Origin of the sequence: Arthrobacter sp. S2(2024), assembly GCF_036662515.1 — a bacterium.
Taxonomy (GTDB): domain Bacteria; phylum Actinomycetota; class Actinomycetes; order Actinomycetales; family Micrococcaceae; genus Arthrobacter.
On sequence record NZ_JAYKZI010000001.1, the window covers coordinates 493,386 to 506,438 of the forward strand.

A 13,053-nucleotide genomic window follows, 5' to 3' on the forward strand; every position below is an offset into this window, starting at 1 on the left:
AAGGAATTGACAACGACGGCGACGTGTCCTTTTCGGGGCGTGTCGCCGTCGTGCGCGCCTGAGCATTGAACAGCGGGAGCTACACTTTCGAGACCTCGCCGCTGTGGGGGCCAATGGTTCCCGTCTGCAGGCTCAGGAGCGTCAAGAGGATGACCATTCCGAGCAGCACAACGGCCGTGGCCAAGGTGAGGGTGCGGTTCCGACTCGGGGCTTCTCTGGCTGCAAGAAAGAGGGCAGATCCTGACAGGACAGCAGAGATAGCTGTGAATGGATAGAGCGGCAAAATCAACAAGATGGCCGCTCCCAGCAGGAAAAATCTGGAGAGCGCAACGCCTGAGCGCTTCCTTACCAAGGGCTGCATGATTGGTCATCTCCTTTTTGACCATTGCCGTGACCTATGATCCGCACGCAGGGGCGAGGCGACGACACGTCCCAACCCCCGACACCGAGTTTGAATTCGCGCTGTCCGACAATTTTAGCCGAGCCGCCCGAGATGATTGCGTGCCTGGAGACCTGGCCATTGTCGCGCCACCCGATTGCAAACGTCTCACCCCACGTGCCGTTGAACCATGATTGTGTTGCTGACGAACCGTTGCCACACCATCCGCCACTAACGGTCAGCTTGTAAAGCCACCCTCCAAAGGCATTCGTGCCTATCACCCAGGATGAAGTGTTCCAGCATCCGGAAGCCAGAGTGCCGAACTGAGCCGGCGTTATTCCCTTCAATGTGGATTTCTTGGCCAGACTATCTGCCGGCGCGTAGCTTTTCGGCGAACTGATGACATTCGCGACCGCGCTATAGGCCTCAAACAAACCAAGCTCTTCCGAGCCGAGCGATTTGGCCGCAAGCTCGGGATTGTCGGACTCAAAGACCTTGCGCGCTACGGCCTCAGCCTTCGCAGCTTCCTTGGGTGCGTTTTCCACTCTCGCCGGAGCGCCTCCCGCGTTGGCATCGACGTCAGCTATGGCGGGTGTCGCTGTTGAAGCGGCTAGGAGCGCAGCCATGGCCAGACAGGCCAGGATCCTTTTGATAATCATTTGGTCCCCAATCGTGAAACTGTCATGGGCGTGGTCGACGACCCGCCTCACGAAGGCCTCATCGATGTTCCTTTTCGGTAATCGAAAGAACAGATACACCGAGTTCTTTAAGGCGCGACGGGGGCCTTCATCGCAAACGCTAACAAGGGAAAACTGCACTGAGTGGTCTTCCGAATCAAAATGAGTGGCGAATCGCCCATATTTGAGTGGTAGCGAGGGGAAGCACGTTAGAACGTTCGTAGCCGCCGTGCTTCGACGATACGACCACCATCCTTGGGAACTGGTTCTGTCAGAGCTTCATCGCGTTACCGGAACTTCACGGAGCAGCACTGCAGACGATGCAGCGGTTGGGCCAAACGCTCGGCGGGGGCCTCTTCCGGGGTGCCGGTTGGGCAGCCGCCGATCTGAGCAAGGTGGATCCTGACGCCGGGCGGAGATGGAAAGCATTCCTCGCGACCTCAATTCACGGTCACTCTGCGCCGGTTGCCACCGAGACATTTTTGTCGTATCAGCCGAACAGCCGCCCTGAAGACCCTACGGTGCTCAGGGCGGCTCTCAGGCCTTACCTCGTGCTCAAGCGACGATGGTCCCTTGATGGCTCCGAGGATCTGACAACTCTCCCCGACGCCGAAGTGCATTGGAACACCAAGGAGCGCAGTCTCACCAAGCACGTCTTGAAGGTCATCGAGGCGACCGTACCCGGCGACTTGATGCTGGGAGCGGTACTCGAAGACTCACTGAGCGCCGCTTACGACCTTCTCGACGCTTATCACGGCCTACGCTCGTGGGATCCGCTCAACTTTCGTCGCTCGGCAATCGAACCGCACGGGCAGGATCGGTTTCGCCATCCCGTGGACGCAGTCATCGATGGGCTGCGAGCGTACGGCGAGAAAGCCCTGCTCGCACGGCCGGACCTGCCCGAACGGTGGTGGTCGATCGGTCGAGACCTCTTCCGACGTCTCGCGCTACATTTGGTCGCACTTGACGCCTCGCGGTCGTACGACGAGAAGATCTCGTGGCTGCTAGAACGATCTGCTCTCTACGAAACTACTCTCAAACACGAGACTTATCGCATCCTCAAAGTGTCGGCGGAAAAAGCATCGAAAGAAGCACGAGATCACCTCCTTTCGGCCGCACAAGCCGGGCCTAGCCTTCCCAAAGACGTCACGGAAGACATCCTCGACCGTGAACAGCACACCAAATACGCAACCTACAACTTGCTTGTATGGCTGACCCAAGTTGCGCCCGGATGGGCTGAGGCCGGCACAGCCCTTGCAGAGGCACAGGACGCAAACCATGTTTTCGCCCCGCGGGAGAATCCCGACTTCGACAAGTGGATGACGACCGGCACCTGGGGCGGAAAACTGCCGATGGAACTGGATGACTTTATCGGGTCCCTTGAAAAGGATCCCGCTGGTACCGTCGATGACCTCCTAGCCGGGGACTACTCGGAACGGAGCTTGAACGAACCAGAGTGGCGCGACGCTCTTTCTCTCGTGAGCCAAGTGGCTGAGTCCCGCCCCGACCTCGGCGAACAACTTTGGGCCCTCGTCGATGATCGGCCAGACCGCGGTTCTCAGGCCGACGACCTTCGCCGAGCTATTGTCGATGGTTGGGCGGAATCGGCTCTGGGTGCGATCGCCAACACCGTCGTCGCACGAGTTACAACACAAGTCGCAAGTTTAGAATCCGCTCGCTCAGTCGGCCGATTCCTGCTGGAGCAGGTTCGAAAGCAGATCGAGAGTGACGAGACACCGGCTCTCGCGGCGATGCGCCGCATCGCCCTCGACCTTTGGAGGAAGCATGGCCACTCGTTCACGCATTCCGAGGCAGCGGACCCGAACTCGATGGCACCGCTTACCTCAATTCTTGGCCAGGAGACCTCGCCCAGTACTGGATGGCTGAGGTTGATCGACGATGGCGGAAACATCGTGATGACTGGTTGGGCCTCAGCGATGACGAGCACGAGGCTCTTACGCAGCTTCTCTGCGGGCCGGCGCACGCGTTCGATGCCACAGGACCCGCTCTGGCGAGCCACTTGTTCTTCTTATTCGCTGCCGACCCGGCCTTCGCGACAGAGCACCTGCTCCCGTTATTCCGTGCTGACGCGACCGCGCCGTTGTTTTGGCCTCCCTACCTTCGCCACCCTCGCTACAACGACAAGCTGCTCGCCGCTGGTTTCCTGGACAGTATCATCGCAGAGTGGGCGCGGCTCGACTCGCTAAGGGTCAACGAGCTCCAGAATCAATTCTTCGGCCTGGTCATCTCGATCGTGTCCTTCGCTGGTATCGCCCCGGAGTCGCGCCAAACCCTGCTCGATCAGAGCGTTCTTGCCGCCGACGGAGCGCACGAAGCGGAGTTTGCTCAGGCGGTGGTGTATTTCCTTCGTGCAGACGGGGTCGACGGTGCTGAAGTGTGGAAGCGATGGCTTCGCGCCCGCCTGACATCTCGACTGAACGGCGTGCCGAGAAGGCTGAACGTCGAAGAACTATCCTGCTGGGCTGACACCGTCTCTTACCTCGGCGATGGCATTCCCGAGGCGACCGAGATGCTCCGCAACCGCAGCATCGGTCTCGGCGATCGGTTCATCCGTCCGGACTTCCCGGAAGGAGCGCTCACCCTTTACGGCCCGGTTCTGGCATCGCACTTCGCGGAACGCATTCGCAACTCGTCACCCGGCGACTATTTCACCGTCCACCAAGTGAACGAGCTGATCGATGCGATGCGAAATACCCTCGGCGACGCAGGGGTACAACCGTTAGTGCACGCGGTGACGACGAGAGGATTCATTGGCGGCAGCACCGACCAGTGACGCTCGTGAGGGGCGCTTCCTCATCATCGTTGTCGAGCTCGGCCGGACGCATGGCTGCGGCTCGATACCGATCTCGCCGACGCGCAACGGGCGAAGCCGATGTGAGTGATCGCGGAGGCGAGCGTCCACAAGTCAGCGGCCATGAGGAGCACTGGAAGACCCCTGCATACTCTGCACTGGACGCGCCTTGGAAGCCGAAGCGCTGCGTCAGCCGGGACTGAGAACGCAGAACTCGTTGCCCTCCGTGTCGGCGAGACACACCCATGGCACGTCGCCCTGGCCGACGTCGGCGTCCGTGGCGCCCAGGTCCCGCAACCGGGCCACCTCCGCCGCTTGATCATCTCCGGGGTACGGCCTCAGGTCGAGATGGACCCGGCCGCGCGCGGCATTCGCGGCGGGAGTCCGGACGAATTCCAAATACGGCCCAACGCCCTTGGCCGAACGCAGCCTCGCAAAATCATCAGTCTCCTCGTGCACATTCCAGTCCATCGCCCCGCTCCAGAACCGCACCATGGCCCGCGGATCCGCACAATTGACCACCACCGCGGCGATCGGCCCGGTGTCCTGGTAGATCGGCCGAGGCTCCAGCACGCAGAACAGGTTGCCCTCCGGATCGGCCAGGACCGTCCACGGCACATCGCCCTGGCCGATATCGGCAGGCGTCGCGCCGAGCTTCACCAGGCGCGCCACAAGCTCCGCTTGATGGGCCTCAGAGGTGGTGGCGAGGTCGAGGTGGGCGCGATACCTCACCGTTTCGGGGTCAGGCACAGTGACGACATCGACGCAGACGGCGGCGGGGTCCGGCCCGGTGAAGCCCACGGGTTCAACATTGCTCACACCGGGGCCTTCGCTGGAAATATCCCAACCAAGCGCCTCCGCCCAAAACCGGCCCAGAGCCGAGTCGTCCCGGGCCTTGAAATCCACTTGAACAAGTCGCAGTGCCATACCGCCCGATCCTATAACCAGGCAATACCCGGCTGAGCGGCAACATCCCAGGACACGCTGACCGGAGAGGCCGCGCATTTGACCGTGTTTGAGACGATGAACCACATGGACGCTGATGCTAGCCCTGCCAACGACCCCGATTCCGATCCGGGCGGTGCGCACCACGCGGGTGTGCAGTCCGTGGACCGGGCCATCACCGTGCTCGAAATCATCGCCCGCAACGGCGATGCCGGCGTGAGTGAGATCGCTGAGGAAATGGGCGTCCACAAGTCAACGGCATCGCGACTGCTGAGCGCCCTGGACGCCCGTGGAATGGTTCAGCAGAACCACGAACGCGGAAAATACCAACTCGGATTCAACATCCTGCGCCTGGCCAGCGCCATTCCGGCCCGCCTCAGCTTGGTAAAGGAAGCCCGGGAAGATCTCGAAGCCCTTGCGGAGAAGTTCGCCGAGACCGCCAACCTGGCCGTGCTACGGTCAAATTTCGCGGTCAACGTGGACCAGGCCATTGGCCCCAACACGCTTGGCACGCAGGACTGGATCGGCGGGCTCACCCCGCTCCACGCCACCTCCAGCGGCAAGGTCATGCTTGCAGCGCTGCCGCCTGGGACGCGTGACCGAGTTCTCAGGGAATCCGGCCAGGCACGATACACTCCGCAGACCATCACCGACCGCGACGAGCTGGAGCGGCAAATGCCGGTCATTGCGGAGGCCGGGTACGCCGCCACGTATGAAGAACTCGAGCGCGGACTCAACGCCGTCGCCGTTCCGATCCGCAACCACAGCGGCATGGTGATCGGAGCCATCAGCCTTTCCGGGCCGGCCTTCCGTTTCGAGCCGGAAAAAATACCCGGCCTGCTCGATGCGCTCAAGCAAGCCGGGTATTCAATCAGCGTCAAGATGGGTTACACAGCAGCCGGCGGCGCCTAAGCGCCGTCGGCCTGGCGATCCAGCGCTGCCTGGGCGAGGTTTTCCGCCTCGGCTTTGATAGTGGTGTTGTCGCCGTGACCGGTCCGGACCACGGTTTCCGTCGGAAGCGTCAGGAGGCGTTCCCGGATCGAGGCCAGGATGGTCGGGTGGTCGCTGTGCGACCTTCCGGTGGCTCCGGGACCGCCGTTGAAGAGGGTGTCGCCGGTGAACACCGTGCCTTCGCTTTCCAGGTAGAAGCACGTGGAACCCGGTGAGTGGCCGGGGGTGTGGATGGCCCGCAGGGTCGTGCCCGCCACGTCGAAGATGTCGCCGTCCGTGATGTAACGGTCCGGGCCGGCGTCCGGGTACACCTGCTCCCACAGGACCATGTCTGCCGGGTGAAGGTGGATCGGCGCGTTCACTGCCTTCGCGACGTCGAGCGCTGCTCCGATGTGGTCATTGTGCGCGTGGGTGAGCAGGATGGCGCGCACCTTCCGGCCACGGACCTGGCCGATGATTGCCTCCGCGTCGTGCGGCGAATCGATGATCACGCATTCGTCGTCGTTGCCGACGATCCAGACATTGTTGTCCACGTCCCACGTACCGCCGTCGAGCGAAAACGTGCCCGAGGTGACGAGGTTTTCGATGCTGACGCTCATCCGATTTCCACCACCGAACGGAGCACTTTGCCCTCGTGCATCTTGGCGAACGCCTCTTCCACCTGGTCGATGGTGATCCGTTCGGACACGAATGCGTCCAGGTCCAGGTTGCCTTGCTTGTAGTGCGCCACGAGCATCGGGAAGTCGCGGGAAGGCAGGCAGTCGCCATACCAGGAGGACTTCAGCGAACCGCCGCGGCCGAAGACATCCAGCAAGGGCAGCTCAAGCTTCATGTCCGGCGTCGGGACGCCCACCAGCACTACGCGGCCGGCGAGGTCGCGCGCGTAGAAGGCCTGCTTGTAGGTCTCCGGGCGCCCGACGGCGTCAATCACCACATCGGCGCCGTTGCCGCCGGTCAGGGCCCGGATGGCCTCGACGGGGTCCTCTTGGCTGGAGTTGACACCGTGTGTGGCTCCGAGGGACATGGCCATCCCGATTTTGTTGGCGTCGATGTCCACGGCGATGATCGTCGTGGCGCCGGCGAGCTTTGCCCCGGCAATAGCGGCGATGCCGACGCCGCCGCAACCGATCACTGCCACGGACTCGCCCCGCTTGACCTCACCGGTGTTGATGGCGGCACCGATGCCTGCCATCACACCGCAGCCGAGCAGCCCGACGGCGGCGGGATCGACGTCGTCGTCCACTTTGGTGCACTGCCCGGCGGCCACGAGGGTCTTCTCCGCGAAGGCGCCGATCCCCAGTGCCGGGGTCAGTTCCGTGCCGTCCTCCAGGGTCATCTTCTGGGTGGCATTGTGCGTGTTGAAGCAGTACTGCGGCTGGCCCTTGGCACACGCCCGGCATTCCCCGCACACGGCGCGCCAGTTCAGGATGACCCTGTCCCCCGGCGCTACTTCGGTGACGTCCGGGCCGACGGCGCTGACCACGCCGGTGGCCTCGTGGCCGAGCAGGATGGGGAAATCATCGGTGATGCCGCCCTGCTTGTAGTGCAGGTCGGTGTGGCAGACACCGCAGGTGAGGATGTCCACCAGCGCCTCCCCCGGACCAGGGTCCGGCACCAGGATGGTCTCCAGCGTGACCGGGGCGTTCTTTTCCTTGGCGATGACGGCTTTTACTTTATGAACCATTGGCTTGCGTCCCTTTCCTAGGTTCCGGGTTACTCGTTACGACGACAGACATTCCTCAGGCTAGCTGTCGGCGGGGACGTCGGCGATCTTGCTCGTGACCCAGCTGTGGAACGCCTCAATGTGGTGCTCGCTCGGTACCAGGACGCCGCCCTTGGCGTAGATCTTGGAGCCCATGGCCGGCTGGCAGCGTTCGCAGGCGTCGAAGTCCTGCTCGTTGACCCGGTGGAAGAGCTCCACCGAAGCGCTCACGTCCTTGCCGGATTCCACGACGCTGGGCAGGTACAGCCAGTCGCATTCGACGATCGTGTGGTCGGCAGCCAGCGGGAACATGCGGTGGATGATGACGTGGTCCGGAACAAGGTTGACGAAGACATTCGGCTTGATGGTCACTGCGTAGTACCGGCGGTCGTGGTCGTCGCCGACTCCGGGAATCCGATCCAGGCCTTCGGAACCGTCAATCGTGAAGCCCTTGATGTCGTCACCGAACTCGGCGCCGTGGCCCACAAAATACTGCGCCGCCAGGCCGTCGGCGAACTCGGGCAGGACTTCGGTGAGTTCGGGGTGGATCGTGGCGCAGTGGTAGCACTCCATGAAGTTTTCGATGATGAGCTTCCAGTTGGCCTTCACGTCGTACTTGATGCGCCGGCCAAGGCTCAGGTTCGCGATGTCATAGTCGTCGACAGCCCGCAGATCCCCGAGGCGCTCCTCGATCGCACCCATGACGTCTTCTTCGAACGACGGTGGCTCATCTGCGAGGCTGACCCAGACGTAGCCCATGTATTCCCGGACGTGGACCTTGACCAGCCCGTATTCGTTTCGATCGATATCCGGCATCTTGGTGAGGTTCGGGGCCGCGATGAGCTTCCCCTCAAGATCGTAGGTCCAGGCGTGGTACGGGCACTGGAACGAGCGGTTGGCCTCGCCGGACTCCTCCATGCACAGCTTCACGCCACGGTGCCGGCAGATGTTGTAGAACGCGCGGATCTCTCCCTTGCGGGTGCGGTTGATGAGTACGCTCTCACGGCCGATCTGCACGGTTTTGAACGAGCCGGCCTTTTCCAGGTCCGCGGTCCGCACAGCGCAGAACCACATTTGTTCGAAGATGTGTTCCTGCTCGGCACGGAAGATGTCTTCACTGACATAAGTGTGGCCGGGGAGAGTGGGGATCAGGCTGGGGGAAACAACTTCAGTGGTCATGCTGACTCCTATTCAGTGATGAACGTGGTTGGCGCTCGAGAGGACTAAGGGGTTGCCAGGACGGGAGGGGCATTGCGGGCGTTGAGTTGCCGGCGCCAACGGGTGAACAGCCGCGGCTGGTTCACACCTAGTACGCCCACTGGTTCCTCGCCGCGGTAGTACACGGCCAGGAAGCTGTGGTTCTCGAGCTGCCCTGCCTCAATTTCGACGCGCTCCGCGTCCCGCGCATGGCCGGCGAACTGGAGCGTTACTCCGTACTGGTCCGACCAGAAGTACGGCAGGCTGAGCGGTTGGGGTGCTGCTGAGTGATCCAAGAGCCCTGTCACGGCAAGGGCGGCACGTTCCTGGGCACCGCTCCAATGCTCCACGCGATGGTGCTGCCCGCTGCGTTCGTCGTACCAGGCCGCGCAGTCTCCCACGGCGACCACGCCGGGGACGTTTGTCCGTCCCATCGAATCGCACGTGACGCCGTCGTCGATCGCCAGCCCCGAACCGGCCAGCCACCCGACGTTGGGGACCGCACCGATTCCGAGAAGTACGACGTCGGCGGAACGGTACTGTCCATCGCTGAGCCGGACGCCGGTCACATTTCCTTCGTAGCTGTAATACGAGTCGATTCCCGTGTCACAAATCAGTTCCACTCCATTGATCCCATGGAGCGTGGCCATGACGCCAGCCATCTCCGGACCGATCGGAGCGCTCAGCGGGATCGGGCTCTTGCAGATAATGGTCACGTCCATTCCCAGGCCCTTGGCCGTTGACGCCACTTCCGCGCCGATGAAGCCTGCGCCAACCACCAACAGGCGGCCGCCCGGAACGAGTTCCGGAGCCAGGTCCTGCGCATCCTCGAGAGTCCGCAGAGTAAAGACGTTGGATAGGCCCGCAAGTTCGGGCAGGGTGCGGGCCGAAGCTCCGGTGGCGATCACGACGCCGTCGGCCACCACCGTGCGTCCGTTGCCTAGGGTGATGGTCCTGCTGGCCGCGTCAAAGCTCTTCGCAGGCGAGCCCAACAGCCATTCAGCCTGCAGGGGATCCGCCATTCCCCCCTCTTCCGCTTCCAACATCAAGTGCTTGATGCCGATCTTTCCTGCCAGGAACTCCTTGGACAGGGGCGGACGGTCATAGGGCCGCTGCTGCTCATCTCCAATGATGATCAGCCGGCCACAAAAACCCTGCGCGCGGGCAGCGCGGGCGGCGGAAAGTCCAGCCAATGAAGCGCCCACGATCGCCAATGTCTCCATGGCTTCCTCCTCGTTGAGCCGTTCGAAATTTTATTGCGCATTACGCAACGAACTTCGTTATGCGAAACAGTGTGACGGCCTTCACGTCGTGTGTCAAGCAATCTGCGCAGTAATTTCCACCTCTTGACAAGCCCCTGTGAGGTCCATCACTCTGTTGCGTATTGTGATCTTCGTTGATCATGAAACAACCACCCCCAGGTTTTCGACCAATCCGGTGAAAGAGGTTCGTGAGATGCACAGTGCTTGTCCGCTTAGCTCGTTGGCTCCGGGGGACGCGATTCGACTCGAGACGTCTCCGCCGATTGCCGTATTCCACACCGAAGAAGGCGAACTCTTTGCCCTCGACGACACCTGCACGCACCAAGACGCCTCACTCGCCGACGGCTGGGTGGAGGACTGCTGGGTGGAGTGCCCCCTCCATGCTTCAAAGTTCAATCTCCGCACGGGAGCCGCCGATGCGCCTCCCGCCAAACTGCCCGTCAGGGTCCACGAAGTCCTGGTAGTGGACGGCCAGATCATGGTCAAGGAATCCGAGGACGAGCCCAACCTGCCGCCCGGGTTGACCGTCGACGGCCACGTCTAGCTTCCGGCGAGCCCCAAACTTCGATACGACTTACCTCAGGAGCAACACGCATGTCCACATCACCCCGCATCGTCATTATCGGAGCCGGCATCGTCGGCGCCAATCTTGCGGATGAGCTGTCCACCCGCGGCTGGACCAACATCACCGTGGTCGAGCAGGGCCCGTTGACGTTGGCGGGTGGCTCAACCTCGCACGCCCCCGGCCTCGTGTTCCAGACCAACGCCTCCAAGGCCATGACCGAATTCGCGTCCTACACCGTGGACAAGCTGCTCTCCCTCAGCGATTCCGGCGTCTCCTGCTTCAACCAGGTGGGCGGCCTCGAGGTCGCCACCACGCCAGGGCGCCTGGAGGACCTCAAGCGCAAGCTGGGCTACGCGGCGTCGTGGGGTGTGGAAGGCCGGCTCATCGATCCGGACGAGTGCGCCAAGCACTACCCGCTGCTCAACCAGGAGAAAGTACTCGGCGGACTCTACGTCCCCTCCGACGGCCTGGCGTCCGCAGCCCGCGCCGTCGGCCTGCTCATCGCCAAGGCGAGCGCCGCAGGCGTCACGTTCCGCGGTTCCACTCCCGTCACCGGCATTGAACAGACAGGCGGCAAAGTCACGGGAGTCGAAACGCCCGACGGTGTGATCCCTGCGGACATCGTAGTTTCCTGCGCCGGGTTCTGGGGACCCAAGATCGGCGCCATGGTGGGCATGTCCGTGCCACTCCTCCCGCTGGCCCACCAATACGTCAAGACCACCTCCGTACCGGAGCTCGTGGGCCGGAACGATGCTTCGCGGCTGCTTGATCCCGCCAACGGCGCGTGGATGCCCATCCTTCGCCACCAGGACAAAGACCTCTATTACCGCGAGCACGGGGACCGGATGGGCATTGGCTCGTACGCCCACAAGCCCATGCCCGTGGACCTCCGGGAGCTCCCCGAGGTTGCTGCGGCGGACATGTCCGAGCACCGCATGCCATCCCGCCTGGCGTTCACCGAAGAGGACTTCCTGCCGAGTTGGGAGGACTCCAAGGAACTCCTTCCGGCACTTGCCGGCGCGGGGATTGCGGATGGCTTCAACGGCATCTTCTCCTTCACCCCCGACGGCGGTCCCTTGGTGGGCGAGTCCAAAGAGGTTGAAGGGTTCTTCGTTGCCGAGGCCGTGTGGGTGACGCACTCCGCCGGCGTGGCCAGGGCAGTGGCCGAGCTCTTGATCGAGGGCCAATCCCGGACTCCGCTCCACGAATGCGAAGTCTCCCGCTTCGAAGAGATCCAGACCGCGGAGAGCTACGTCAGCGAAACCTCCCAGCAGAACTTCGTAGAGATCTACGATGTCCTGCACCCGCTGCAGCCACGCGTCTCGCCCCGCGAACTGCGCGTAAGCCCATTCAATGCCCGGCAGAAGGAGCTCGGGGCATTCTTCCTCGAAGCCCAGGGTTGGGAGCGCCCGCACTGGTTCGAGGCAAACCGCGGCTTGCTGGAGATGCTCCCGGAAGAATGGCGCGCACCTGAACGCGAACCGTGGGCCGCAATGTTCCACTCCCCCATTTCCGCTGCCGAAGCGTGGAAGACGCGCACCGCCGTCGCGCTCTATGACATGACGCCGCTCAAGCGGCTGGAGGTTTCCGGCCCTGGCGCCGAAGCCCTCTTGCAGCGCCTCAGCGCCGGGAAGGTCGACAAGAAGCCGGGTGCGGTGACGTACTGCCTACTCCTCAACGGCGACGGCGGCATCCGCAGCGACATTACGGTGGCCCGCCTCGACGAAACCACGTTCCAGGTAGGCGCGAACGGCAACATCGACTTCGCCTACCTCACCACCGAAGCCCGCAAACAGACCGCTGGGGACGTCACCCAGTGGGTCCAGGTCAGGGACATCACGGGTTCCACGTGCTGCGTGGGGCTTTGGGGGCCGCTCGCCCGCGAGGTCATGGCCAAGGTGAGCGACGACGATTTCAGCAACGACGGATTGAAGTACTTCCGCACCAAGAAAGTCCGGATCGGCGGGATCCCTGTCACCGCGATGCGGCTGTCCTACGTCGGCGAGTTGGGCTGGGAGCTGTACACGACGGCGGAAAACGGCCAAAAGCTCTGGGACCTTTTGTTCGAGGCCGGCCAGGAGCAGGGCATCATCGCGGCCGGCCGCGGCGCGTTCAACAGCCTCCGCCTCGAGAAGGGCTACCGGCTGTGGGGCACCGACATGACCCCCGAGCATGAGCCCTTCCAAGCGGGCCTTGGCTTCTCCGTCGGCAAGGACAAGGAAGGATACATCGGTGCCGAGGCCCTCAAAGCCCGCCGCGAACTGCCCATCAACCGCCGCTTGCGTTGCCTGACGGTCGACGACGGCACGTCCGTTGTGTTGGGCAAGGAACCTGTCTATTTCAAGGGAGAGCCCGCCGGCTACGTCACAAGCGCCGCCTACGGCTACACCGTCCGGAAGCCCATCGCCTACGCTTGGCTGCCCGCCGAAGCGGGCGAGGGTGACACCGTCGAGATCGAATACTTCGGGAAGCGGATCCCGGCCACCATCTCTGCCGATCCCCTCGTGGATCCAACCATGGAAAAGCTACGGGGCTGACGCCCCTCCTGGCTACTCGACACAGC

Annotated in this window: 12 protein-coding genes; 5 read left to right on the forward strand and 7 right to left on the reverse strand. The window is 62.8% G+C overall.

Features of this window, described 5'->3' with window-relative positions:
* Nucleotides 1-79: 79 nt before the first annotated feature.
* Nucleotides 80-361 (reverse strand): hypothetical protein, encoded by a 282-nt coding sequence (locus VLA65_RS02230; RefSeq protein WP_059388145.1) that lies wholly within the window; start codon nt 359-361, stop codon nt 80-82.
* Nucleotides 346-1,197 (reverse strand): hypothetical protein, encoded by an 852-nt coding sequence (locus VLA65_RS02235; protein ID WP_332601675.1) that lies wholly within the window; start codon nt 1,195-1,197, stop codon nt 346-348. Before VLA65_RS02235 ends, VLA65_RS02230 begins: the two co-directional genes overlap by 16 nt.
* 410 nt (nt 1,198-1,607) lie before the next feature.
* Between VLA65_RS02235 and VLA65_RS02240 the strand changes: the two genes are divergently transcribed.
* Both VLA65_RS02240 and VLA65_RS02245 read left to right on the forward strand, forming a co-directional pair.
* Entirely contained in the window at nt 1,608-3,263 is a 1,656-nt protein-coding gene (locus VLA65_RS02240) for a hypothetical protein (RefSeq protein ID WP_332601676.1), read from the forward strand.
* 47 nt (nt 3,264-3,310) lie between these two features.
* Complete coding sequence (locus VLA65_RS02245) at nt 3,311-3,850, forward strand: hypothetical protein (protein WP_332601677.1); 540 nt, start codon at nt 3,311-3,313, stop codon at nt 3,848-3,850.
* Between the two features lie 207 nt (nt 3,851-4,057).
* On the opposite strand, the gene VLA65_RS02250 is transcribed toward VLA65_RS02245, so the two are convergent.
* Nucleotides 4,058-4,795: a VOC family protein gene (locus VLA65_RS02250; protein WP_332601678.1), complete on the reverse strand. Its 738-nt coding sequence runs from the start codon at nt 4,793-4,795 to the stop codon at nt 4,058-4,060.
* 105 nt (nt 4,796-4,900) lie between these two features.
* Here VLA65_RS02250 and VLA65_RS02255 point away from each other — a divergent pair, with 105 nt between their 5' ends.
* Nucleotides 4,901-5,725 carry an IclR family transcriptional regulator gene (locus VLA65_RS02255; RefSeq protein WP_306962134.1) on the forward strand — a complete coding sequence of 275 codons (825 nt, stop codon included), beginning with the start codon at nt 4,901-4,903 and terminating at the stop codon, nt 5,723-5,725.
* Here VLA65_RS02255 and VLA65_RS02260 read toward each other — a convergent pair.
* The 4 genes from VLA65_RS02260 to VLA65_RS02275 are packed head-to-tail and all read right to left on the reverse strand — an operon-like array spanning nt 5,722 to nt 9,886.
* Nucleotides 5,722-6,363, reverse strand: a complete 642-nt coding sequence (locus tag VLA65_RS02260; RefSeq protein ID WP_332601679.1) for an MBL fold metallo-hydrolase — start codon at nt 6,361-6,363, stop codon at nt 5,722-5,724. The genes VLA65_RS02255 and VLA65_RS02260 overlap by 4 nt on opposite strands.
* On the reverse strand, nt 6,360-7,448 hold the full coding sequence (locus VLA65_RS02265) for an S-(hydroxymethyl)mycothiol dehydrogenase (RefSeq protein WP_332601680.1): 1,089 nt from the start codon (nt 7,446-7,448) through the stop codon (nt 6,360-6,362). The genes VLA65_RS02260 and VLA65_RS02265 overlap by 4 nt, the downstream gene beginning before the upstream one ends.
* 60 nt (nt 7,449-7,508) lie before the next feature.
* Nucleotides 7,509-8,645, reverse strand: coding sequence for an aromatic ring-hydroxylating oxygenase subunit alpha (locus tag VLA65_RS02270; protein WP_284989676.1), 1,137 nt, complete (start codon nt 8,643-8,645; stop codon nt 7,509-7,511).
* 44 nt (nt 8,646-8,689) lie between these two features.
* Nucleotides 8,690-9,886 carry an NAD(P)/FAD-dependent oxidoreductase gene (locus VLA65_RS02275; protein ID WP_332601681.1) on the reverse strand — a complete coding sequence of 399 codons (1,197 nt, stop codon included), beginning with the start codon at nt 9,884-9,886 and terminating at the stop codon, nt 8,690-8,692.
* Nucleotides 9,887-10,118: 232 nt separating this feature from the next.
* Here VLA65_RS02275 and VLA65_RS02280 point away from each other — a divergent pair, with 232 nt between their 5' ends.
* Together VLA65_RS02280 and VLA65_RS02285 are read left to right on the forward strand one after the other, a co-directional pair.
* The gene (locus tag VLA65_RS02280; RefSeq protein ID WP_059388150.1) at nt 10,119-10,469 is read left to right on the forward strand and encodes a bifunctional 3-phenylpropionate/cinnamic acid dioxygenase ferredoxin subunit; all 351 of its coding nucleotides are present in this window, start codon (nt 10,119-10,121) and stop codon (nt 10,467-10,469) included.
* 50 nt (nt 10,470-10,519) lie between these two features.
* Nucleotides 10,520-13,027, forward strand: coding sequence for a GcvT family protein (locus VLA65_RS02285; protein WP_332601682.1), 2,508 nt, complete (start codon nt 10,520-10,522; stop codon nt 13,025-13,027).
* Nucleotides 13,028-13,053: the final 26 nt, after the last annotated feature.

Excerpts from the sequence above, each read along its gene's own strand:
- VLA65_RS02270 (WP_284989676.1), bottom strand. The coding sequence starts at position 8,645 with ATGACCACTGAAGTTGTTTCCCCCAGCCTGATCCCCACTCTCCCCGGC.
- VLA65_RS02285 (WP_332601682.1), top strand. The coding sequence starts at position 10,520 with ATGTCCACATCACCCCGCATCGTCATTATCGGAGCCGGCATCGTCGGC.
- VLA65_RS02255 (WP_306962134.1), top strand. The coding sequence starts at position 4,901 with ATGGACGCTGATGCTAGCCCTGCCAACGACCCCGATTCCGATCCGGGC.
- VLA65_RS02275 (WP_332601681.1), bottom strand. The coding sequence starts at position 9,886 with ATGGAGACATTGGCGATCGTGGGCGCTTCATTGGCTGGACTTTCCGCC.
- VLA65_RS02260 (WP_332601679.1), bottom strand. The coding sequence starts at position 6,363 with ATGAGCGTCAGCATCGAAAACCTCGTCACCTCGGGCACGTTTTCGCTC.
- VLA65_RS02250 (WP_332601678.1), bottom strand. The coding sequence starts at position 4,795 with ATGGCACTGCGACTTGTTCAAGTGGATTTCAAGGCCCGGGACGACTCG.
- VLA65_RS02265 (WP_332601680.1), bottom strand. The coding sequence starts at position 7,448 with ATGGTTCATAAAGTAAAAGCCGTCATCGCCAAGGAAAAGAACGCCCCG.
- VLA65_RS02230 (WP_059388145.1), bottom strand. The coding sequence starts at position 361 with ATGCAGCCCTTGGTAAGGAAGCGCTCAGGCGTTGCGCTCTCCAGATTT.
- VLA65_RS02280 (WP_059388150.1), top strand. The coding sequence starts at position 10,119 with ATGCACAGTGCTTGTCCGCTTAGCTCGTTGGCTCCGGGGGACGCGATT.